Origin of the sequence: Flavonifractor sp. An112, assembly GCF_002161085.1 — a bacterium.
GTDB lineage: Bacteria > Bacillota > Clostridia > Oscillospirales > Oscillospiraceae > Flavonifractor > Flavonifractor avicola.
Genome location: NZ_NFLU01000010.1, coordinates 114,161 through 138,085, shown reverse-complemented (window position 1 = coordinate 138,085; position 23,925 = coordinate 114,161). Strand labels below are relative to the sequence as shown.

Here is a 23,925-nt window from a genome sequence, read left to right as displayed (position 1 = left end):
CACCCCTACCCCCACCCCCACGGTGGAGGAGAGGACGGCGGCTCTGGCGGCGGAGATGACGGCTGAGATGAGCCAGTATGAAAAGATCTGCCAGCTTATCATCGTATCTCCCGAGGATCTTACCGGCGTAAGCACTGCCACCCAGGCGGGTGCGGCCACCAAAGCGGGGCTGGAGCGCTACCCTATCTGCGGTATTCTGTACCGCAAGCCCAATATGCTCAGCCAGAGCCAGCTCAAGCAGATGCTGGACAACAGCCAGAGCTATTCCAAGATCCCCCTCATCTTTACCTGCGACGAGGAGGGGGGACGGGTCACCCGCCTCATGAGCACCGTGGGTACCACCTGGGTGGGCCCCATGCTGGACTATGAGGACCAGGGCCCCGAGACCGCCTACGACAATGCCTACACCATCGGCTCCGATCTGGCCAGCTGCGGCTTCAACACCGACCTGGCCCCGGTGGCCGACGTGTGGACCAATCCGGAGAACACCGTTATCGGCGACCGGGCCTATTCTACCGACTTCAATACCGCGGCGGAGCTGGTGGCGGCGGCGGTGAAGGGTTTCCACGACGGCGGCGTGGGGGCGGTGCTCAAGCACTTCCCCGGCCACGGCGGTACCTCCACCGATTCCCACGACGGGGCCACCTATCTGTATCGCACTCTGGACCAGCTGCGGCAGGGGGAGCTGATCCCCTTCCAGGCGGGCATCGAGGCGGGGGCGGACGCGGTGATGATGGGCCATCTCATTGTTCCCGACCTGGACGATCAGCCCGCCCCTCTGTCCTATGAGATCGTCACCGGTCTGCTCCGGGAGGAGATGGGCTTTAACGGGGTGGTCATGACAGACGCCATGGAGATGTCTGCCCTTACCAAGTATTATACCGGCGGTCAGGCGGCGGTGATGGCCATTCAGGCTGGGGTGGATATCCTGCTGTGTCCCGGCGATCTGGACGGTACCATTGCGGCCCTGGAGGCGGCGGTGGAGGACGGCTCCATCTCGGAGGAGCGGCTGGATGAGAGCGTACAGCGCATTCTCACGTTCAAGATCAACCGGGGCCTCATCCCTTTGGAGTGAATGAAACAGGAAAAAGGACTGCTGTATCACAGCAGTCCTTTTTTTATGCCTGACGCGATCTCAGGCGGGGCTGCCCAGCAGCAGGGGCTGGAGCTGGCGTCCCTCCAGAGCGGCGGCAATGGTGTCGGGCACCAGAGAGAAGTCGGCCACCACCGAGGTGGGCTTGCCCTGGGGATCGTCCTGCCGGAAGGGGACGAAATAGACGTGCTTCTTGTCCAGCAACGCCCCGATGTTCTTGGCCGAAGCGGCCAGAGCGTCATTGGTGGCGGGACAGATCACCAGTGGGCGGCCGTTGCGCAGATGGGCTTTGGCCGCCATGGTGACGGTGGAGTCGGTGACGCCGTTTGCCAGCTTTGCCAGAGTGTTGCCGGTGCAGGGACAGATGACCAGCACATCCAACAGCTTTTTGGGCCCGATGGGCTCCGCTTTTACCAGAGAGTCGATGACCCGCTTGTCACAGATGCGCTCCATCTCCCGCATAAACTCATGGGCCGGGCCGAACCGGGTGTCGTTGGCGGCGGCGGCCTCCGACACGATGGGGGTCACGTCCCCAAACCGGGCCTTCACCTGCTCCAGGGCGGTCATAGCCATACTGAATGTACAAAAAGACCCGCAAAAGGCGAATCCAACCTTCGCTTGTTCCATGCTCACACTCCCAATTCCCGCAATATGTTGTAGATGGTGGTCTGAATACACTGGCCTGCCGTTACCGGCGCAACCTTGCCCGGCAGGGAGAGGGCCCAGATGACTTTGACCCCCAGCCGGGCCGCCGCATCAAAGTCCACGCCCCCCGGCTTGGAGGCCAGATCGATGACCAGGCAGCCCGGTTTCAGATCGGAAAGCTCCGTGAGGCCCAGCACGGGGGCGGGGACGGTGTTGACCACCAGGTCGTAGCCGCACAGCCAGCCCGCCAGGTGCTCCGTCTGCTCCCCGCAGTAGCCGCAGCTCTCTGCCCAGGCCAGGTCGGCCCACTTGCGGGCGGCCACGCTCACCTTGGCCCCCAGGCCGGCCAGACGCCGGGACAGGGCCTTGCCTACCCGTCCAAAGCCGATGACCAGCACCCTGGCGCCGTGGAGGGTGATGGGCAGCTCCTCCAGAGCGATCTGGATGGCTCCCTCAGCGGTGGGGAGCGCATTGCTGATAGGACACAAAGAAACCATAATTTTGTGTGATACATCACACGAAAATTATGGTTTCTTTGTTTTAACCGTTAAAAAATGATAGATCACAGACATCAATTCTCTTCCGGCTTGATCACAAGCGCATTGGAGGATCAACCATTCCATCAGAATCAGATCTATAGAGCGAATACGGGAAATTTTGCCCTGCTTTCCGGATTGGTTGACCCTTAATCTTTCACCTTTGATAGCCTGGATCGGTCCTGACCGGGCCTTGGGGGCTATATCCCATTCTTGGGACAGCTCTTTGAGACCTTCGTGATCTGGCAGAAAGGAAATCTTGTTAAAATGTAGACCGTCGCAAATAGGATAGAGACATTCGGAGACTTGATCAATGTCGGTGGTGGGGCATTCAAACAAAAGGCGATATTCTTCAATAACACTATTGAATTGCTTTAGCCAATCCGACTTATTAAGGTGCATGTAGGAATTGTGTGCTTCATTTTGGGGCGCCCTATGAGGCCTCCAATTCATAATTCCACGCCAAAGGCTGATGTAGGCAGTGGAATTAGAAGCGCCCAGTTTAGTTGACAATAGCTGATCTAAAATGGGGTAACCTTTTTCGCGAAATTGCAGCAGGCTACGCAGTTTGTATTGCGCGGAGAAGAGGTCTTCTTTCTGAATGGAAAGGCACAGCACAGTTTGGCGAATACAGGACCAAAGGGAATGCCATGCCTTATTATCAAATGGAATCTGATGTGCAGTGCAATAGTGATTGCAAGCTTCTACGATATCGAGGTATAGAGACTCGTCAGCATCCAAAGACTGGAGTGTTATTGGAAGAGCAAACTTCACGCATGCATTTTCTACTGTTGACCGAAGATTCCAATTACGGTCTTCCAGCTGATAAAAATACCGATAGACAGGAGAGCGAACTAGCTGAAAGATTATGCTTGGTGTATCCATAAAAAGCGGTTGGATACCATCTTTGCGGCAGGAAGACAAAAAACAACGTGATAATTCATCAACAATGGTTTCTATGAGCTCTCTTTTGGCGCTGGGTTCTACACGGTCAAAATAATCAGAAAAAGCTTTTTTCAAAAGCAGTGCACATTGCTCAGAGTCATCATCCAAAGAGTCACCTAAAGAAAAGCTGTCTTTGCTGTAACGGGTCAAATCCGGAGCTAGATATGATTTCAGCGAAGGCAAGGCCGATTGCCAATGAGAAAGATCTTCCAATTGATAGGCTTTGACCTGCTCTTTCCAAAGCGATGTTTGACCATCAGAAATCATTGCTGTATATGCGTTCTTCCGCTCTATACAAATTTGATACTGAGTCTCTTTGCTTATACACCCAGGTAAGATATAGGCGAAAAAGTAATATAGTTCTATAGTTGTAAAATTCAGTTGTTCCCTCAAAAATTGACTTCCAGAAAAGGACTGCAGATCTCCAAACTGCAGCTGCACAGTCTTAAGCCAGGTTTCCATGATTGCATCAGCGGAAATACAAACGGATGGCTGTGATTGATTTTCAGATAGGAATTTGTTCTCAGAGTTCTTGTTTTCCAGAAGGCCCAATTCACCTTTGCAATATCCAACATCATCATAGTTGTATGTGAGAGCGGAGAATGGGCCGTCCCAGTCCTGAAGAAGCAGTTTCAATCCTTGGAATATGCGTTCCATGGAGATAGCGCACCGTAATTCTGGTGTACTATTCATGTAAACCTGTTTGGCAAAATGCAGTACCCTATTCGTCGTGCTTAGGCGCCCGTCTACGTTCATTGCATTGGCTGACTGGGCATAGAATTCATGCCATTCCTGATGTAGTTTTAGACTGTAGCGTGTGTCCGTAAAAAAACGTTCTCTGGTTTGTGGAAAAAGAAGGCCACGGTCTGTTAGAAGGGCGCGTATTCTTTCTGCCACAGATTCCATGTTAAAGGTATCGCTTGCACATTCTGTTTTAAGTTTTCTGATTGCGCATAACTTTGAAAAAGTGGAGGTGCACTGTTCAGTAATCGCTTGACTTTGGTAAGCCTGAAGGAAAGTTGTAAAAGTATAATAAGGGCCGCAATAACGGTCTTGCTGATCCGGATGAAATTTTCGCCGAAGTCTGCGCATACTCTAGTCCCTCTGTGTTCGTAAAATGTCAAATGGTACTTTATGGAAAAAGGAATAATATGGAAGAAAAGTGAATATATATTTAAATAACAACTGAAGTTTGCGGATACAAATGTATAAAACGGCTGAAATAATTAATTTAATGTGCGATTTATGCGTTCATGTTGAACTCTTATTAGTGCGATAGAATATGACCGTGAGCTCACATGATGCGAAAAGGAGGAGTTGTTATGGAAGTACATATTCGGAACGCTCTGCTGCGTATGTTACTGCAGGCGGGGATGATCACCACGGTGGAGTACTATGCTCTCCGGGGATGACAGAGTTCTGAGAGTTGCGGCGTATTGCCGCGTTTCTACTGATAAGGAAGATCAGCGAAATTCCCTGGCTGCGCAGCAGGCCTTTTTTCAAACGTACATACAGTCTCATGCTGACTGGGAACTGGTAGGTGTGTTCGCTGATGAAGGTATGTCCGGTACCTCCGTCAGGCAAAGACCTCAATTTGTAGAGATGATCCATAAGGCTATGAACGGTGAGATCGATCTGATCCTTACGAAAGAGGTTTCCAGATTTGCCCGCAATACTGTCGACACGCTTCAGATCACCCGGCAGTTAAAGGCTTGTGGGGTAGGAGTATTCTTTCTCAATGACAATATTGACACCAGGGACAATGACGGTGAATTCCGGCTGACAATCATGGCGAGCGTAGCTCAGGAGGAAAGCCGCAAAATTTCTGAACGCACACGCTGGGGGCAACTTCAGGCCATGCGTCGTGGAGTTGTCTTCGGCAACAATTCGATCTACGGATATACCTTGTGCGGCGGAAAACTTATCAAGGAGCCGGAAGAAGCAGCGGTTATTAAATTAATATACCACAAATTTCTAATTGAACGCAAGGGCACCCATACCATTGCACGGGAATTGACCGCAGATGGTATTCTTCCTCCTTCCCGATCTCAAGGTGCCTGGTCTTCTACGATGATACTTCGTGTTCTTCGAAACGAGAAGTACTGTGGAGATCTGCTCCAGAAAAAGTATCGGACGACAGATCATCTGACGCACCGTAAGGTTCTGAATGATGGTAAGGAAGAGCAGTTTCTCCTCAAAGACCACCACGAAAGTATTGTCAGCCGCCAGGAATTTGAAGCGGTTCAGGATGAGCTAACTCGGCGGGCTAAGATGCAGAGTCAGAAAACACGCCACTCATCTAGATATTGGTATTCCGGCAAAGTGCGGTGCGGATGCTGTGGTAAGAGCTTTGCCGTAAAGCGTACCCGTCGGGCCAACGGGAGTGAGTATGTGCGTTTTGTATGTCGCGGGTATCTGGACGGCACGGATACATGCAACATGCGTGCGGTGCATGGACCGGTGATCGTCGCTGTGGCTCGACATGTGCTGAGTCAGTTGTCGTTGAATGGGCAAGGCATGATCGACTGTTTGATGGAAGAACTGAAAGCCCTGCGAAAAACTGAAGACAACGGCCTCCGAGAACTGACCCGTATCAAAAGAGAGCTGGAACAGCAGATAAACCGGAAAGATCGAGCGTTGGAAGCCTGGATGGATGGAGTTATCAATCGGGAGGACATGACCCGCCTGGTATCCCGATGTGAAAAGGAGATGGCTAGACTGCATGACCGGGCAGAGAAGTTAGAGCGAGACCGTGCAAGTGCCCAGCAAGACGAGCAAAGATTCCAGGAAATCCGGGCCTTGTTGGAGCAGGAATTAGAGGGTGGAGACGCCGTTTTGGATGAACTGATTCGACGTATTACGGTGAATCAAGATGACTTTTTGGTGGAAGTTGCGGAGTTTCCGGTGCGGTTTCGTGTCAAGGCTGTGGGGGAGGGAACAGGAAAGAATTATCATATTAAGATTCAGGAGTGCACCCCGATTCTGGAACGTGAGATGACCTGATGGGGCGGTTAACCGCCCCATCAGGACAAAAAAGGAGAACTAAAACAATGAATATTATCGAACAACTGTATTGGAAAACATCGCAAACCTTTTCGCCAGTGTCAGCTAATTGTTTTCTCCTGCGGCTAGGGCGAATCAAACACGCGAATAAGCTGTTTTCCGAGGTACGCAACTATATCAAGGAACACCGGGATTGGAGTAAATACAACGGGGGCTTTCTTTATCAAGGCAGAACGCGGTTACCCTTCTGTGCTGTGCTAGGCCCAGTCTTTACTATTGAGAGCAGGATAAAGCGCTATGCACGTCTGCGGACCATTCTGATCCAGTATGATTCCGGCAGTTATGTTGAGGCATTTGCTCTGCCGGTAAACAAGGGGATCAAATGGTTGGCCGGTAAACTTCAGTTGGATAAGGAGGAGACCGACGCATTCATTGCGATGCTCTATGCCGGCAAGGAAGTGTTGAGTGGATACGAGATGCAGATCGACTACATACCATGGGAGCAGACAGCGATTCTACTCCAGGCGGAGGTGTGTTCAAATACATGTACTGAGGAACAGGCCCTTCGGGTGTTGGAGCATTTGGGACAGACAGGCCGAGAACTTTTCCTGGCCGGTCTGTTCAGTCAGATCTCTGTGTTTTGTTCGGCGGAGCTTCGCCCGTGCTTGATGGTTCGAGTATTAGGGCGAAATCAAGATTTGGATGCTATCCGAACCTTGCTGGGGGCTATTAATTTTTCCTGCCGGATCACGGGTGAGGGTACCGCTCCCCCGATCATTGAGGCATCGGAAAACAGCTGGCCGCCAGAGTACTCTGGCTTGGCGCTCTACCACCTAGCTGGCAAACGAAAGGACTTATTTCTATCTGAGCTGGAATATCACCAACAAATCCTGACCCATTCTGAAACTGTACCCTGCCCATTTCCCGTAGTCCCGATTGTCCTCACAGAGTACTGTGCCCTGCGTGGGTATGTCTGGAATATCGAGTTGCGTGGGCAGCTGCCGGAACTGAGTTGCGCCGAACAGGATATTCTGCGAGCAGTGTCCAAGACCATTCTGACGAAGGCGGAACAGTTTTTGACGAACGTACTCCAGGCTGTATCGTATGCCGTACGTGCACCGGAGGCCTACCGTACAACGGCAATAACACGGTGGCGGCAGGCAATTGTATTGCAGGTGATTCGCACGGTGTTCCCATCGGGAGTACGTTCGGAACAAGTCAGACAATTGTTCTGCTCGGATGCTGAGAAAACAGAAATTCAGATGAGTCAACAGCGTGCGCAAATCAAAAGGGCACTGCAAAAGTTAGATGATCCTACTGCCTATGGGAAGGCGGGTATTGTAATGTGCCCCAATAAACGGGAGGATGCGATTGAGCAGCTCGAGACTGCGTTTGCCTTTTATTACCAACCGTCGCCTAATAAGACGGGACATGTAGGGCCGTTTCTCTGCTTCTCTGAGAATTCATTTCAACGTTTCTTACTGAGAAATGAGGTGCCAGGAAATTTGCTCCAGGAGATCCTCACCGTTCTCAAAGATACGGGACGGATTCGAGAAAAAAGTGAGCCTATTCATTTCAAGAAGGGAGCACCTAAGCGCTTTCTGAAATTGGACATTGGCGCGATTCCGGAATTCCTAACGACCGAACGATGCGAACGATGAGCTGAGGAGGTACTCATGAGGAACATTAAGAATGAGATGGACAAGGCATTGTGTATGCTGGGGGTTCGTGCGCTACGTGAGGAACAGAAGTTGCCCCTCCAGGCAGCGCTAGCAGGTAAGAATATCATTGTGCGGCTTCCCACTGGAAAGGGTAAATCGTTGATTGGACAGGTGCCGGCTATTGTGGACAACAAAGGTTATACACTGGTAATATCTCCAATGCTGGCATTGCAGAGCGATCAGATGGCCAAAATGCTGGGAAAGGGAGTAACGGCATATTTGTTGAACTCCGCTCAGAGTACGCAGGAGCGTAATGCAGTGTTAGCCGCAATGAAGGAGGGACCTGGCAATACGCTGCTCTACCTGGGGCCGGAGCAGTTGGTAAAGGAAGATATACAGTGTGTGCTGTCGCAGGGCGGCTGCCGCCGTGTGATTGTGGATGAGGCACACCTCATATTGGGGGCCACAGAGCATTTTCGTCCTGAGTTCCACGAGATAGCCAATGTACTTCGGAAACTCCCTGTAAGGCCTCAGGTCATAGCCTTAACTGCCACAGTGACAGAGAAAGGAATTAGAGCACTGAAAAGGGAGTTGGAGTTGCCTGATGCCGAGGTGTTCAAAGGAGCGATTCGACGCACCAACCTAAAACTTAGCATTCACCGGGTCAGCGGCGACTCCCATCAGGATTTGGTGGGACAGGCTGTGCTCAGACAGCTGGAGAAAATCGGGGAGGGGAAAACAATTATATATTGCCCCACCCCCAAGCGAGCAGAAGATATATACCGGCTCATTAAAAGCAGGGGATATCCTGCAGCCTGCCTCCATGGTAAAACCAAACACAGTGTGCGTAAGGAAGAGCAGCACCGCTTTGCACAAGGTAAGTGCAGGATCATGGTTTCCACTTCAGCCTTCGGATTAGGTGTGGACATCCCCGATGTGCGTTTGGTCATTCATGCGGGGCTTCCGCTAACAGTGGATGCGTACTTTCAAGAAATTGGCCGTGCGGGACGGGATGGCAGGACCGCCAAGTGTTGTCTCATCTATCACGATGGAGACTTCGGGCGGAATAAGGCTATCCTGAAGAGGGACAGGCCCTCAAAATATGTGTCAAAACAGGACAAATTACTCCATGAAATTGTATCGGGAGAGGCCTGTGTTTGGAAATTGGGTGAAAAATATTTTGGCGACAAGGTAGGGAAGCGTTGCCATAACTGCCCTTCCTGCCGACGGAAGCATTGTTGTTAAAATGCGGCGAGGACTGCGGTGGCCTAGCAGTCCTCACTTTTTTATTTTACTATGTTTTTCGATTCTGGACAATACAGACGGGACAGAAACGCAAATACTTTTCTAATGGAATCTTGATTTTTCTGCCCTATCTAGTATTCCTCTATCTACACTTTTTTTCCAAAAATCTGTGGAACTACCCTCTGCATGAGGTTTGCGCAATATCCTATCCAACGAGTGAATCCGCCGAACAGTCCACCAAAAGCCATTATAAATTGAAACACTCCTAACATGAGTATAGGGCTGTACAAACAGCTTAAATCATCATGTTAGGAGTAATTTTATATGAAGATCCACTATGACGTAAGAGAAGCCATGGACGCGCTTCAGTTAAAGATGTTACGCAAACATCAGATTCATCCCATCAGCAGCATCCTGAAGGGACGGGATACCCTGGTCATCGCACCTACCGGTTCAGGCAAGTCAGCCATCTTCCAGGTACCTGCTCTGGTCATGCACCGGAAGCACCATACCTGGACGATGGTCATCGAGCCTACCCTGTCTCTGATAGAGGATCAGGTGCAGGCGCTCAATGCCAAGGGGATTCGCGCCAATCAGATCTCAGGCAATCATCCCATGGACTTCGGATGCATTACATTGACCACCGACGGTCCTGTATGTCGGCTGGACCTTAGTGTCCCGTTTCTCTACATTACCCCGGAACGCATACAATCCGAAGTGTTTCGAAAAGCCATCAAGAACAATCCACCCAGCTTGGTGGTGGTGGATGAGGCCCACTGTGTGCTGGACTGGGGCTACACCTTCCGCCCCAGCTATCTGGAGATCGGGAAGTGGCTGTCCACCCTGAAAAAGCGCCCGGTGGTTGCTGCCTTTACAGCTACCGCGCCGGAAACCTACCGTTCAGAGATCTGTGCGTTTCTGGGTATGGATGAGCCTGAGGTATGCGTCAACTCACTGGAGCGCTCTAACCTGATTCTTATTGGAGAGGACTGCTCTGCTATAACCATCAAGGATCGCCTGTCACGGCTGAAATACCACCTCAAAAAATACGGCAAAGAGGGTCGCACGGTCATCTACTGTGCCACCCGGAAGTATGTGGATCTGGTTTCCAATTATCTCTCAAATCAGTTTCCCGGTGAGGTGGTCAAGTGCCATGCTTACATGGACCCGGATAAGCGGCAGCGAAATGAGCTGAAGTTTATCCACGGCAAGAAACGGATCATGGTAGCTTCCACTGCTTTCGGCATGGGTGTGGATGTGCCTGACATCCGCCTGGTAGTCCACTTCAATTTGCCCCTCAGCGTGACTGACTACTATCAGCAGATTGGGCGAGCGGGCCGGGATGGTAAGAAGTCCCGCTGTGTATTGCTCTATGCCGGTGAGGATCGGGATCTGAACGAAACTATCCTCTATAAAGAGGACTATGATGAATCTCTGCAAAAGCTGTTGCTGGACCGGCTGGACGAGATGATTGGGATCGTCACCGGTAAGGCCTGCATCATGCAGCAGGTGCTGGCTGCACTGAGTGAGAAGAAGCCCAACACCTGCCGTCACTGTACCAACTGCCAGCGGAACAGGAGGGGCTGACATGAAGCTGAAACAAGTCCGTCTGGGCATTCATACCATCGAACTGTATGCCGGAAAGCTCAAGTATCACCAGATCGAAAAGACCATCGATCACCTGGTGGACCAGAGATCCATCCAACAGATCTATTCCGATGCCTACTCCATTGACCGGCATTTGAAGAGCACCTATCTGGTGGCTCGGGGCATCCGTATGCGCCTGCACCAAAGCCATAATAAGTCCAACGGTATCTCCTTTGCAGTCAATCCGTCTACCCTTCTGGCGGGAGCCTATCAGCCGCTGGAGCTGTACCAGCACACCAAGGAAAATGTGGTTGAGATGCAGTCACACCTTGCCGATATGTTCGAGGAAATTCATCTGAGCGATCATAAAATGCCTATCCTGGCCCCTGATGAGCTCAGTCTCAGCCGTATGGACCTGACCGTAGATTTATGGTTCAGCAAGGATACGGATCTCTCTTCGTTGATCCGCATATTTCGCAAATCCATGCTACCGCGGCACTATAAGCGCCGTGAATTAGAGGGAAAACAGGACTATTTCTTTGAACTTGCTACCAAAGAGATCTCCTTCAAGGTCTACGACAAGATCTACGAACTGGAGCAGAATGACCGCTGTCCCAAGAAGTACAGGAAGGAGAGAATCCTCCGGCTGGAAGTCAGCATGAGACGGGAGGCCTTTCTGGAAAAGCTGGGCTTAAAGCGGAAGGATGATCTGCTTGCCATGCTTAAGATGGGATATGACAACGTCTGCACCGTCATCAGCGAATTTCTGGACAAGCTGTTTCCTGCTTGCGGTATGCACTTGCCCTATCCGGAGGCAGAACGAAAGATCCAACAAAGTAAGCTGGATTCGGCGATCAAAGAACAGATGCTGTTTCTGCTGAAAAAGACGAGCCGCGGCGCCGGACTGGACACCGCAGCTCAGAAGTGGAAAGAAACCTATAGTGTTGTTGATATCCGAAAATTTCATGCTCTGATGAAACAGTTTGATAAGCTCCAGGTCAATCCTGTGACCCTGACCAGCAGAGAACAGCAGGGAATCCCCTGCCTGCGGGCTGTCATAGAACAGGAGTTGGCACATGATCGTTTCCGGAAAAAAGTATGTCAGGGCAGCACTGCACTGACAGGGACAGAACGGGTTATACGAACTGTCATGCAGCTTCGGATATGACCCGTTCTGTCCCTGCGGGGATTTTATGGGGCCAGTCTCGTGAGGTCCATAAAATCCCCGCAGATTTTATCTGGAAACGATCAAAAAAGGTCCGGAAACCGTTTGAAATAAGATGAGATCACTAACATTCGTATAAGAAACGGTGATTTACGTTCAGACACCTGACACAGACTAGGCCGTTTTCAAATCACTTTAACAGGAGGTATCTCACATGAAGTATATTCCCTATCGTGACATGAAGGAGTTCTACACCATCCCGGAGTTGTGCCGTCTCTTCGAGATGGACAAGGCGGAGCTGAGACAATACGCCGACAAGTATGCCATCGGCCCGGTGGAGGACCAGTTCGGCAACTGGGGATTCCTCAAGGCTGACGTGCGGAAACTGCATAATGCCATCTACAAAGAGCAGCGGGGCTACCAGCCTAAAAGCAATAGCAGCTTCCAACAGGATCCCTGGGCATGAGCGAGATCCTAACTGTAAAGGAGGCGGCAGCATTGCTCAAAACCAGCCGCCAGCAGATCCGCAGGATGATCCAGAATGGAGAACTCCCGGCCGTCAAGGTCGGCCGGGAGTGGAGGATCAGCAGAAATGCCCTGCTGGATTATCTGGGGTTCCCGTACTGACGGGAACCCCCATTTTATTTAACCATCGTTTCTAAGAAACCAATCAGCGCCAGTTTTTGTTCCTCTGTGAGTTTGGTGATCTGGCGCAGCAGCCGGTCCTGCTCTCTATCCTGGTCGGACCGAATATCAAAGAAGTCCCGCAGAGAGATGTGCAGGGTGTCACAGATCAACTGAAGGTTTTCCACCGAGATCCCCTTCTCCCCCAATTCCACCGAGCGCAGGAAACTCTGGGATAACCCGCACAGATTGGCTAGGCGGTTGGTGGTCCAGCCGGCGGTTTCTCGCAATTCAGCAATGCGTCGTCCTATCTCCATATCGATGCTCCCATCTGTTTTACTATAACTTTAGCAAAATCTTTTGGGATTATTTACATCTATAGTTATATATGATATTCTTTTAAATATATACTGCATCTCATTTGAGATACCTATAGGAGGGAAGTTATGGAGCGCTTTTGCACAACGTGCGGGGCACCGCTGGGTCCCACTGATCAATTCTGTACATCCTGCGGCGCACCTGTGAATCCAGAGCCGGCCGGCAAAACCCGCTCGCAGGAGAAGGGATTTTTTTACCGGTTGTGGCATAACTACTATTTTGAAGTTGCAGCAGTAAAGATCAACCAGTTTACCAACTATGTCTATGCCGTTCTGGGCGGAATCCTGATCATTCTGGGGTTCTTTTGGGGCCATGGCTGGACTGTTATGGGGACAATTCTGGGCCTGATTGGCATGATCAATCTAGGCTATAACCGCAAACTCCGCCAGAGGCGGAAATATATGCCCTGTCCCACCTGCAATCATCGTATGGAACGCGGGCAGGCTTTCTGCCCCATCTGCGGCACGCATATCGAGAATCCGGGACAGCCCTATACCGTTCAGGATGCCGGCAACGAAGAGGCTGGCTGCAATGCCGGTACCATGAACCGGAAAAAGATCGGTATGCTGGCAGAGATCGCGCTTTTGATCGGGTTTGTGATCTTTCTGGCCAACGGTGGGGCAGGCATTCTTCGTTATGGATGGGATGCGGCGGTTGGCGGTCCGATCTATCAGATTCAAAATGTCACGCTGGACGAATATGGTCCTCAGACCATGAAAGAATTGATGGACGACAACTTGCGCAGCCCCACCTGGACCTCAGAATCCATTGATGAGGACGCCTCCAACGTCTATGTGGAAGGCTATATGCCCATTATGGGAGAGGATGTTCGTATTCGCTTCTATTATGAGGACCAGAATGATGGAACCTTTGAATATTCCTTAAATCGAATCGACCTGCTGGATAGTCAGCAGACATCAAGTGACGTGTTTGATGTCATGTTATTCCTGGAGCTCATGTATGAAAATGCCGGTTGAGAAAAGAGATTGCAATAAACTGTTATCCTGTTCCAAGTTCTGTGGGTCTTACGGCAAGGTTATCTTCAGTACCTTACCTTGGAATGAAAAAATAACAATATTTATTTGGGTTGTGGCAAAGGTAAAGCATCTATAACAGATTTCACTGCATAAAAAAATAGACATGAAAATATAAAGCCGAAAAATGGAAACCTTTTCGGCCTATAGTTGACTTCTCAAATTGTAAAAATGTTGACTTCTCAAATTGTAAAAATAACTTGCGTATGCTTTCCTTAAGTGTTATAATTTTCCTATGTATGCTTTCCTTTGATAGTACATTTAAATTAAACCATGGCGGTAAGGTTAGATTCTAACTGCTGCCGGGTGTCTAGAAAGACTAACGGGGTAGAAAAGGGGAATATGATGCAGTTCAGCACGACCAGCGACTACGCTATCAGGACCGTCCTTTATCTTGCACTCCATGCTGAGCGTTGTTGTACGGCTGGGGAAATTGAAGAAAATATGAAGGTTCCGGCTACCTATTTGCATAAAGTTACAAAGCAATTGAAAAATGCTGGTATTGTGCGAGCAGTCAAAGGAAATGGCGGTGGTTACACACTGATGAAAGCAGCCGATCAAACCTCGCTTTATGATATTTTGTCATTAACGGAGCAGACGCTGGAAATTAATGGGTGCTTGGAAAATGAAGCATTTTGCTCACGACATTCTACAGATATATGTCCTGTACGAAAAGTATACACAGGATTAAATGCGATGCTAAAAGAAGGGCTTAAACAAGCGACCATAAAGCAATTGCTCATGTAGAAGCAGACCGGTTGAACTTCCTGTGTTGGATTGCAGCAATGTAGGTGACTAAGGAAAACTTGTGGCGGCAGAGTGGCGGAATTTTTAGACTAATTTGCTAAAAATTTTAAGAGGATGTAATGGAAATTGCGGAGTTTAACAAAGTGGGACCAGAGGTATCAGGTGTTGACCAGCAGTGCTGCTGAAAGAACTTTGTTAGCAGTAAGTCTGATTCTCAGACGTAAGAAATGGCTGAATACAGACATGGAACTGCTGGTCTTGCCTTAGAAAGCGGCAGATCGAACGTTGAAAAAGTAGGAGGAATGAAATGAGATATAGAGTGACGATGCGGGTACTCTCCTGCTTACTTACCGTCTGTCTGCTGGGTCAGATGATGCTGCCGGCGGCTGCTGCAGAGCTGGGAGAAATACAGCCCGCGGAGGAGTCCACCCTTGGTGAATTTCTGGAAGAGACCGGGGAAAATGTCCCAGTGGGTGAAGTCCCAGCGGAGGACAGCATACTACCGGAGGAATCCTCGCCTGTGGCCGAGGATTCTATGGACGCTGCCGTGGATTCGGCCCCACAGGAGCTTCCAGTGTTGCAGGAGGCTGCGGCTTCAAGTGTGGATCTGAGCGCCTATATGGATACGAGTACGATAAGCGGTAGCACAACAGAGTGGACTGGACTTCTGACAGATCAGGCATCTTATAGCTATACCATTAAAGCAGATGATGGCGTATTTAACCCGATCTTCACCTATGAAGGAGAGACTTACATTGTCATAACAAATGCCGCTCAGCTCCAGGCTATTGGCACTGGGAGAAAGGTGGTTGGCGGTTGGGGCACGGTTTCTTTTCAGCGTGAAAAAGTAGAGGCGGGTGGACTGCTCACACCAGATGATTATGAATGGACAAATCCCAAGGTCGTATCTGTTTCTGGCGGAGACTTTGTGGCGAAGTCGGTGGATGAGATCGGAGTAACAACAGAATTTCCAGAGGCCGGGGAAGTTAGAGTTGATGACAATACATTGACCTATACATATATCGTTGGTGGCACGGGATACGAATACACAAAGGACGCCAACTACTTGATTGCCAATGATATTGATCTCATTGGTGTTAACTGGACCCCTTGGGACTACACAGGAAAGATCATTCGTGGTGATGTGACCCTGACCGATGGTAGCCATCGAAACCCTGTGATATCCAATATCACCGTGGTAGAGGATGGGGACACATCAACTGCGGAAATCGACAATGACCGCGGAAGTTCCCAGCGGGGGGTAGGTTTCTTTGGCGCGATTTACTCCCCGTCCTCCGCAGCGGATGTGGAGCCGGAGAAGAGTGACCGCCCCTGGTGGGATATTGTGGGTAACCTGGTGGACGGCCTTTTGGGCCTGGTAGGTGGACTGCTTAAAACGCTGGGCGGTCTGGTTACAGATGTGATTGGAATCATTGCCGGATGGGACAATATTGCGACCCTAAGTGTGGATTCCGTTACCATTGAAGGAATTACCCTTCAAAATGTGAGCATAGAGACAGACGGCCTGTACCAGACCACAGATGCCAATGGCACAACTGTGGATAACCCCATGCCTGTGGGTGGTTTTGCCGGACAGGTAGCCGGTGATGTGACCATCAGCAACTGCCATGTAGAGGAACTGAAAACCATTTCCGGCCAGGAGCAGGTGGGCGGCTTCGTGGGTAAGACCGTAGGCGCCACGGAATATCTGCTCCACGGTACCACCAGTGGCTTGGATAAAACTCTGAGCGGACTGGGTGGCGTTCTGGACGGTACGCTGGACTTTTTGCTGCCCACGGATGACCTGGTAGGCGGGCTCATCAGTAAGCTGGGCTTGCGCAATCTGGTGCCCACCCAATATAAGCCTGCGGTATTCGAAAACTGTTCTGTGACCATGGCGGATAGCGGAGCAGTGACTGCACAGGGTGACTATGCCGGCGGCTTTGCCGGAAAAGTCCAGGGTACCCAACTGACGGGCTGCTCGGTGAGCAACCTCTCCGGTGTCACTGCCAACGCCAACGTGGGCGGCTTTGCCGGGCGAATCGCTAATGCGTATTTGCTGGGTCTGCTCCAGGGCCTTGGTGTCAACCTGGTGAACTTCCCCATGAGCAGCGAGGTGACCAACTGTACGGTTTCCGGAAGCAATCTTATTGTAACTTCCACGGCGACTGATATGGACAGTGGTACGGAGAACGCCCTGGCCTATGCCGGCGGCTTTGCCGGCGGGATCATGGCCAGTGATGTGATCTATGACGGTACGACCGGAGAAGCCTGCGGCGTTACCGGCCTGAAAAGGGTATCTGCCGAGGGCAGCTATGTGGGTGGTTTCGCAGGCTATGCTGGTGTTGGCGATATGGCGGAGGCCATGAATCTGCTGGCGGAACTGCTGAACATCGAGCTGAATCTGAAAAGCAGCGAAGATGGCACCATTGAAGTGGGCCTGGGCGATAACCTGACTACTTTGTTGGATACCCTGCTGGGTGTAAACCTGAACGCTGGTATTTTGAGCCTCATTGGCCTCAATGCGTCCCAGCTGGTGGGCTGTGAGGTGCGTGGTGACAGCTTTGCAGTCAGCTCCACCAGTGGCAATCGTGTGGGTGGCTTTGTGGGCTATCTCCACGGCGGTCAGGTGCTGGAGCAGCAGGTGGAGGAGCGGTACGACCGGGTACAGGCCACCGATGCAGATGGCAACTTGCTGTTTGTAAATGCTTCCGCGGTGACAGACGAGGACGGCGTGCCCACCGGAGCCATCTATGCCCGGCTGGACAATAAGGGCAATGTGATTTATGAAGATGTCCATGGCAAAACCGTCACCGTTACAACTGTTACCTCGGATAATAACGACAAAATCTACAACCTGTATGATACGGTATACATGAGTCCGGGTAATAACAACACGTATACGCCCGCATTGATGTCCACCTTCCGGGACGAAAATTGGAATGCTGTGACCGATGCAGACGGTAAGCCTATTGGTGATGTCAAGGACCTGCCTGGGTACAGCAATGGCGTGGTGTTCCCTGTCTACCAGCAGCGCACCAGTGCTGAGGGCTATGTTCAGTTCACCTATCACTATATGGGTGAGGAAAATGGGAAAAGTGCAGCTATGCAGGTGACCCTTTACCGGGGTGACAATGGCACCTACTACACCCGGAATACCGATGGAACATATACCGAGTTTAGCAATGTCAATACGGAAAACCTCTCTGTGGATGCTCTCCAGGTGTCCGTGGAGGACAGCATGGTGGACACCGGGAACGGTACCATCGTCACCACCTATATTGAGGGCCTTGGTTCGGTCAGCGGTGCAGACTATGTGGGCGGTGTGGTCGGACAGGCCAAGCTGTGCAGCGCCACCGACCTGCTGAGCAACTTGACGGTAGTGCAGTACGAACGCTTTGAGCTGAACAATGTGCAGCTGAACAAGAACACGGAAAGCGGCTATACCGTCACCGCCACCGGAGATCATGCCGGCGGCGCCGTGGGATATGCCATGGGCGGCGATGTGGTCAATGTGGATGTGTACAACTTGGCTTCGGTGCAGGCGGCGTCCTATGCCGGCGGCTTCGGCGGTCAGATCATCCCTGGTACCGTAGCTGGTCAGGATGGCAGCGGGCTGAAGTTGCTGGGTCTGATCTCGGTGAGCAACCTGCTTACCGTCATCAATGCGGTACATACCTTCGTCAACGATTCCTCTGTCAGCGGCATTGCTGACGGCTTTACTGTGACGGCCCGGAACAGCAATAAAAATGCGGCCGCAGGCGGCTTTGTGGCTTGGAGTATCAACAGCAAGTTTACCAACTGCCAGATTTTCAGACTGGCTTCGGTGCAGGCTGACGGCTATGCCGGCGGATTCTGTGCCGTGGCGGATACCGGCTCCATTGCCGGGGTGTTGGATAAGACCTTTGGCGAGATTGATGTCAGTTCCCTGCTGGGGCTGAGCGGTGTGCTCTCCCTGCTGGATACCTTCCCCAACCGCTTTACCGGCTGTACTGTCAATACGGGCAGCGATTTGGCCTACACCGTAGAGGCAGTGCCCGAGGGCGTGGCCGATACGCCCGGCGAGCGGATGGATGCCCAGAATCGTGCCGGTGAGATCGACGCTTCCTGCGGCAGCGCCGGTGGCTTTCTGGGCTATGGCACAGCAGTACAGATCGAAGACTGTGCCAATGAAAATCTTCAGTCTGTAGATGCCACCTCCTACGCCGGAGGCTTCGGCGGCTATGTGACCATCGGCTCGGTGGCACAGCTGGGTAACGCCGGAATTCTGGGAAAACTGGCTGGTGTGACCGGCATCGCGGCACTGCTGGACTGCGCCGTGTCCATCATCAAGGCCAGCCATTGTCAGGGCACCTCCGGCGGCTACACCGTCACCGCCTTTGACCGGGTGACCAAGATGTTGAGCGGTAACAGCTGGAACGATGAGGGCATGGCGGGCGGCTTCATTGGAAACTTTGAAGGCAGCCACATTGAGGGCTGCTACGCCAACCACATCGACCTTGTCCGGGGCGAGGAGTACGCCGGCGGCTTCATTGGCCGCATGGTGCCCGGCGATGTGGCGAAAGCGGCGGAGGACACTGGCATTCTGGATAGCATTATTAAAATTGAGGACGGTCTGTTGTCCGCCCTCCAGACCATGGTGCCCAGCGTGAAAAACAGCTACGCCAAGTGTGTCCCCTGCGGCGGCACCGTGCTGGCCTACGGCACGGACTACGCAGATACCACCCAAACCACCACCAAGATCGGTGTGGCGGGCGGCTATGTGGGGCTCAACGCCGGCGGCCAGATCTGGGGCAACTATGATGATGCCATCACTACCTGGCAGTTGGTGGACGGTACCTGGACACAGGTAACCAAACACACCGCCATTGTGCCAGATCGTGACACTAAAACCGCCGATTGGTCGGGCAATGCCGCAGGCCATGAGACGGAGGTCTACGGAACGGGTCAGACCTGCGATATCCTCCAGATCCTGAAGGTGGACGCCAGCCTGTACGCCGGCGGTTACAGCGGCTACACCAAAGCGGCGGATCTGGCGTCTTTGGGAAATATCAATCTGTTGGACGGCTTGCTTAATTTGAGCAACCTGCTCTCTGTGGGCCAGGTGGTGGTGCCTACTCAGCGGAATACCGGCATCACCGGTCCGCTGCGGAACGTGACCGAGGCTCAGATGGACTATTTTAACGCGAAAAACACCGACAACAAGGCTGACTTCTCCAAGTATTACGGCTACACCGTGGGCCACGAGGGAACGGAGGCTTCCGGCGGCTACTGCGGCGTCATGACCACCGGTGTCATCGAGGACAGCATTGCTTACGACCTGATTTCGGCGGAGGCCATCCAGCAGGCGGGCGGCTTTGTGGGCGCTATGCTCACCGGCGGCGTGGCCCAGGCGGATCTGGAATCCTCCCTGCTGGGCGGGTTGCTTAGTGGTGTAGAAGCACTTGGAGCAAACCTGCTGGACGTGGTCAACGCCATCGTGCCGGTCATCAAGACCAGCGGTGTGTATGGCTACTACTCCGGCAGTGAGATCACCGCCCACGACGGCAGTGCCGGCGGCTTTGCCGGTACAGTAAAGGGCGGCCAGATCTGGGGCGAGGATACCACCCGCCCGGCGTCTCCCGCATGGAATAAAGAGGAAGATAATACGGCCACACCGGCAACGGAGTCTTTGGCTCGGACGGATGTGCAACTGGTAAAGACTTACGAAGATGTGTCCGACCGCTGCTTTACCAAGAACCTGCGCAGCGTTACCGCGTCCGGCGACCTTAGCGATGCCGGCGGCTTCGTGGGCTACATGGGAGCGGCATCGGTGGCCTCTCTGGGCGGCTTGGGACTGTTGGGCGGGGTGGTAGAACTCCCCACCAATTTCCTCAACCTGCTCTCCGCCACCGTGCCCACCGTCTATTACGCCGACGTATCGGCGGTGGACGATTGGGGTTTCTATGTCAGCGGCAACGGTGGCAGAAGTGCCGGCGGCTTTGCGGGCTTCCTGCAGGGCGCGCAGGTAGGTATCAAGGAGCGACCAATCGGTACCGCAGGAGAAAGCGATCTCGGCACCAACATTACCATCACAGGCCTGCGCTCGGTGACGGGCGGCGACTACGCCGGTGGTTTCTTCGGCTACGCCGACGCGGCCAGTACGCTCACCGTTTCGGGAGAAGATGAAGCGGGCAGCGCCGACAATTTCAATCTGCTTCAGTTGCTTGCAATCGGCGATATTTCCGCCATTGAGCTGGCCAAGAGCTACATCTATAACAGCAGTGTTACCGGCATTAAGGGCGGCTATCAGGTGGAAACCACCAACGCCTACGACTGGAAAAATGCCGACTGGGACGAGAGCAAGGATAAGGCAGTCTGCGCCGGCGGCTTTGGCGGTCTGCTCCAGGCGGGTATCGTCCGTTACTGTACGGCCAATGACCTCTCGCTGGTCAGCAGCAGAAACTACGCCGGCGGATTTGTCGCCCGCATGGGCAAAAGCTCTATTCTTAAGGCCGACGATGTAGCAACCACCAGTGAGCTTGGTATTCTGGGCGATTTGCTGGATGTAGGACTGGGTGTGGGCGACGTGTTCGGCTCCCACATTCAGGACTCCAAGCTGACGGGCACAACGGATGGCTATTCCGTGCTGGCCCAGGGCGGTCATCATGAGATCGCCGGCGGCTTTGTAGGCTACTCCGATGTGTGCCGCATCAAGAAGTGCGATGCGATCAATTTGCGTCTGGTCATGTCCGACGAGATTGCCGGCGGCTTTATGGGTGCCATGAGTGACGCCATGCTGCTCAGTCTGGATGTGGGACTTTTGGAAAAGCTGCTGGGTGGCGTGACGGTGGGGCTTGACCTCATCAAGGCCAATCGCTCCAGGATTGAAAACACCACCGTGACCGGTGTGGATACCTGGGACGGCTACGATGTGTACGGCGGCGGCTCCAGTGCCACTTCCGATGCTAATACCACCATGGGCTATGCTGGGGCTTTCCTGGGCCTGAACTTCGGCAGTACGGTCACCGATGGCAACACGATCTACGCCGATACGGTAAAGGGCGCCATTGATCGGATCAATCCCTATGTGGGCACAGAGGAAAATACCGCATTGCTCACCAACCTGCAGCTTGATGTGCTGCTGAAACTGATTGATTTTGAAGGCGATCTCAGCAAGTCCGAGGTCGTGAGAAGCACCTTCCAGACCCGCAGCGGCAACACGGACCTGCCATCGGATACTGCGCCGGTCAGCCACAGCGGGGAGAAGACCATTTCCCAGCTGACGGAGCCTTACTACGTTGCCGCCAATGAGGCGGACCTGATGGTGCCGACGGTGACCCATACCCTGACGGTGACCAAGCAGCTGCAATACGAGGACGGGGCCATCCCCAACATCGGCGATCTGGACTATGCCTACACCATTCAAATCTACGACAGCAGCGACAATTTGATTGAAAGCGCTATGCTCCATCCCGGCGAGAGTATGGTGCTGGACAACCCCGCAGCCGGAACATACACCATTAAAGAGGTGGCAGCTTCCGTGCTGCCGGGCAATGTTACCCCGTCGCCGGATGTTACGGTGGAGGTGACAGATGGTACCAGTGTGCAGGCCACGGTGGTCAATACCGTGACCGCGCCGGGGCAGGTGGACTCGGATGAGGACGGTACTTCTGACGGATATGCCGCCTCCAGCGGCAAGTTTGTCGTCAACCACATTCCCACCGACAGCCAAGTACCTGAGGAGATTGAGAATCCCTGTGAGATTCTGAACGAAGTGGTGGAGGATAGCCCGCTGAGAAAACAACAGGCACTTGCCGTGGAACCGGCGGCGGTAAAGAAAGAAGACCTGGACGGGGAGGATAACAAAGATGCTTCATAAAAACAGCCCTCACAAGGGGAAAAGGCTGCTGCGGAGTAAGTGGCCCCGTCGTTCTACCGCTGTAGCGGGTGCGGTGATCTGTCTGCTGATCGCCATTTGCGGCGGAACCTATGCCTACTTTACTGCCAAGGATCAGGTGGTCAATGAACTGGATATCTCCAATTTGGACTTTGAGATCGAGGAACCTTCCTGGGAGGACCCGGATACCCCGGTGCGGCCGGGGGATGTACTGCCCAAGGACCCCCAGATTGTCAACACCGGGGAAACGGCCTTTGTGGTACGGGTAAAGATTCAGGAGGTATGGACCCCCAAAGATCCAACCAGTGAGTTGCCAACGCTAACGAATCCGGACTATGTCCGCTACTTTGCGGCAGACAGCCAGATCCCGGCGGCGGGTACCAATTTCTCCGCCCAGCAGCTGTTGGATATTCTCCGCAATGACAGCCAGCTGGAAGAGGGGAAGAAGAACTTTGCCCTCCGTTTGAATCTGCTTCCCAATCAGACCAACAGCAACGCATTTACAAATGAAATCACCGATATGTGGACGCAGAGCAGCGGCTGGTACCGGGGCAAGAATGCCGACGGCACCCCCTCCGAGTGGCTGTACTACAATCAGATCGTGGAGGTAACCGGACGTACCGAACCGGTGTTCCGGGCGGTAACCATCCGTACAGAAGAGGAGCTGGAGGCGGCGGCTGAGCTGCCCACCGGCATCATATTTGAGCCTCCGGAGTATGAGAAGTACAACCTGGACATCTACATCTACGCCGAGACGGTGCAGGCCGACGCCTTTGCCTGGCAGGACGCCTGGGGCAGTGAGCTGCCGGACGGCTGGGGCACCACATGGGGAGGAACCACCCCGTGAATAAAGTAGGAAAGATCGTTGGCGATGTGGTGTTTGTGCTGCTGATTGTGGCACTTCTGTTGGGCAGCCTGATGTTTGCTTTGAACCAGAATCCGGACAAGACTTTCCTGGGTTTTCGGGCTTATAACATCCTCTCAAGCAGCATGGAGCCGGTGTTGGGCAAGGGCGATCTGGTAATCGTCAAAGCAGTTCCGGCGGAGGAACTGCAAAATGGGGATATCGTTACTTATTATCCCACCGATGAGGTGGGCACCACCGTCACCCACCGGGTGGTAAACACCCTGATGAAGGACGGTCAGGTCTTCATTGAGACCAAAGGTGACGCGGTGGAGCAGACCGACCCCATGTTTCCCGGTGACGCGGTCATCGGCGTGGTAGTGTTTCACGTGCCCCTGCTGGGCGGGGTCATTTCCCTGATCCAGAACCACCTGATCGTGAGCATTGCGGTGGTGGTGCTGGCCATGGCCGCCTGGATCGGGGTGGGCCATTGGAAGAACAGGAGGGAAAAGGGGAAGGCGGAAGCCCCCGAGTCATAA

Annotated in this window: 17 protein-coding genes; 13 read left to right on the top strand and 4 right to left on the bottom strand. The window is 52.8% G+C overall.

The window, feature by feature from the left end; genetic code table 11:
• The coding region (locus B5E56_RS10485; protein WP_143383161.1) for a glycoside hydrolase family 3 protein at positions 1-1,075 on the top strand (1,075 nt) is incomplete at its 5' end.
• Between the two features lie 60 nt (positions 1,076-1,135).
• Here B5E56_RS10485 and B5E56_RS10480 read toward each other — a convergent pair.
• The 3 genes from B5E56_RS10480 to B5E56_RS10470 are packed head-to-tail and all read right to left on the bottom strand — an operon-like array spanning position 1,136 to position 4,311.
• Entirely contained in the window at positions 1,136-1,720 is a 585-nt protein-coding gene (locus B5E56_RS10480) for a dipicolinate synthase subunit B (protein WP_087187768.1), read from the bottom strand.
• 2 nt (positions 1,721-1,722) lie between these two features.
• Positions 1,723-2,235 carry an NAD(P)-dependent oxidoreductase gene (locus tag B5E56_RS10475; protein ID WP_087389797.1) on the bottom strand — a complete coding sequence of 171 codons (513 nt, stop codon included), beginning with the start codon at positions 2,233-2,235 and terminating at the stop codon, positions 1,723-1,725.
• Between the two features lie 27 nt (positions 2,236-2,262).
• Entirely contained in the window at positions 2,263-4,311 is a 2,049-nt protein-coding gene (locus B5E56_RS10470) for a hypothetical protein (RefSeq protein ID WP_143383160.1), read from the bottom strand.
• A 303-nt stretch (positions 4,312-4,614) separates the two neighbouring features.
• Here B5E56_RS10470 and B5E56_RS10465 point away from each other — a divergent pair, with 303 nt between their 5' ends.
• From B5E56_RS10465 to B5E56_RS10435, 7 genes are all read left to right on the top strand, one after another.
• Complete coding sequence (locus B5E56_RS10465) at positions 4,615-6,222, top strand: recombinase family protein (RefSeq protein WP_087389791.1); 1,608 nt, start codon at positions 4,615-4,617, stop codon at positions 6,220-6,222.
• A gap of 47 nt (positions 6,223-6,269) precedes the next feature.
• Positions 6,270-7,883, top strand: coding sequence for a hypothetical protein (locus B5E56_RS10460; RefSeq protein WP_087389788.1), 1,614 nt, complete (start codon positions 6,270-6,272; stop codon positions 7,881-7,883).
• 15 nt (positions 7,884-7,898) lie between these two features.
• On the top strand, positions 7,899-9,128 hold the full coding sequence (locus B5E56_RS10455; protein ID WP_087389784.1) for a RecQ family ATP-dependent DNA helicase: 1,230 nt from the start codon (positions 7,899-7,901) through the stop codon (positions 9,126-9,128).
• A gap of 324 nt (positions 9,129-9,452) precedes the next feature.
• Complete coding sequence (locus tag B5E56_RS10450; RefSeq protein WP_087389782.1) at positions 9,453-10,715, top strand: RecQ family ATP-dependent DNA helicase; 1,263 nt, start codon at positions 9,453-9,455, stop codon at positions 10,713-10,715.
• Position 10,716: 1 nt separating this feature from the next.
• Positions 10,717-11,883, top strand: coding sequence for a phage/plasmid replication domain-containing protein (locus B5E56_RS10445; protein WP_087389779.1), 1,167 nt, complete (start codon positions 10,717-10,719; stop codon positions 11,881-11,883).
• A 211-nt stretch (positions 11,884-12,094) separates the two neighbouring features.
• Positions 12,095-12,346: a MerR family transcriptional regulator gene (locus B5E56_RS10440; protein WP_087389776.1), complete on the top strand. Its 252-nt coding sequence runs from the start codon at positions 12,095-12,097 to the stop codon at positions 12,344-12,346.
• Positions 12,343-12,507 carry a helix-turn-helix domain-containing protein gene (locus B5E56_RS10435; protein WP_087188942.1) on the top strand — a complete coding sequence of 55 codons (165 nt, stop codon included), beginning with the start codon at positions 12,343-12,345 and terminating at the stop codon, positions 12,505-12,507. The genes B5E56_RS10440 and B5E56_RS10435 overlap by 4 nt, the downstream gene beginning before the upstream one ends.
• A 14-nt stretch (positions 12,508-12,521) precedes the next feature.
• Here B5E56_RS10435 and B5E56_RS10430 read toward each other — a convergent pair whose 3' ends face one another.
• On the bottom strand, positions 12,522-12,821 hold the full coding sequence (locus B5E56_RS10430) for a helix-turn-helix domain-containing protein (RefSeq protein WP_087389773.1): 300 nt from the start codon (positions 12,819-12,821) through the stop codon (positions 12,522-12,524).
• Between the two features lie 129 nt (positions 12,822-12,950).
• On the opposite strand from B5E56_RS10430, the gene B5E56_RS10425 reads away from it, so the two are divergent.
• From B5E56_RS10425 to B5E56_RS10405, 5 genes are all read left to right on the top strand, one after another.
• A complete protein-coding gene (locus B5E56_RS10425) occupies positions 12,951-13,859 on the top strand; it encodes a zinc-ribbon domain-containing protein (RefSeq protein ID WP_087389770.1) in 909 nt (302 codons plus the stop codon).
• Between the two features lie 399 nt (positions 13,860-14,258).
• Entirely contained in the window at positions 14,259-14,663 is a 405-nt protein-coding gene (locus tag B5E56_RS10420) for an RrF2 family transcriptional regulator (protein ID WP_158098708.1), read from the top strand.
• Positions 14,664-14,970: 307 nt separating this feature from the next.
• Positions 14,971-22,524, top strand: a complete 7,554-nt coding sequence (locus tag B5E56_RS10415; protein ID WP_143383159.1) for a hypothetical protein — start codon at positions 14,971-14,973, stop codon at positions 22,522-22,524.
• Positions 22,514-23,389 (top strand): BsaA family SipW-dependent biofilm matrix protein, encoded by an 876-nt coding sequence (locus B5E56_RS10410; protein ID WP_087389761.1) that lies wholly within the window; start codon positions 22,514-22,516, stop codon positions 23,387-23,389. Before B5E56_RS10415 ends, B5E56_RS10410 begins: the two co-directional genes overlap by 11 nt.
• Positions 23,386-23,925 (top strand): signal peptidase I, encoded by a 540-nt coding sequence (locus B5E56_RS10405; protein ID WP_158098707.1) that lies wholly within the window; start codon positions 23,386-23,388, stop codon positions 23,923-23,925. Before B5E56_RS10410 ends, B5E56_RS10405 begins: the two co-directional genes overlap by 4 nt.